This window comes from Limosilactobacillus alvi (assembly GCF_016900115.1).
Lineage (GTDB): Bacteria > Bacillota > Bacilli > Lactobacillales > Lactobacillaceae > Limosilactobacillus > Limosilactobacillus alvi.
Genome location: NZ_JACJJQ010000118.1, coordinates 1 through 258 on the forward strand (window position 1 = coordinate 1; position 258 = coordinate 258).

The following is a 258-nucleotide window of genomic DNA, read 5'->3' on the forward strand; positions in this document are numbered from 1 at the left end:
CGCCTGGGCCTGCTGGGCCGACCTGGCCCTGCTGCGCGCCGAGGTGCGGGCCGGATACGGTGTGGTGGTGGCGCTGAGCCGCCGGGCGGTGGAGGTTGATGCCGGTATGCCGCCGGTTCGCTTTGCGGCGCTGCGAGGGTTCAGCAACATGGATGGTGCCCCCTGTGCCCTGCTCATCGACCCCTGGGCGGGGCTGAGCAACTTTGACGCCGAAACCCAGATGCCGCTGGATGAATTTCTGGTGGCCTGGAACAACCT

The 258-nt window shown here is 68.2% G+C and carries 1 protein-coding gene; it reads left to right on the top strand.

The features are described from left to right. A partial coding sequence (locus H5993_RS09320; protein ID WP_204777120.1) for a cysteine peptidase family C39 domain-containing protein occupies window positions 1-258 on the top strand: 258 nt, incomplete at both ends.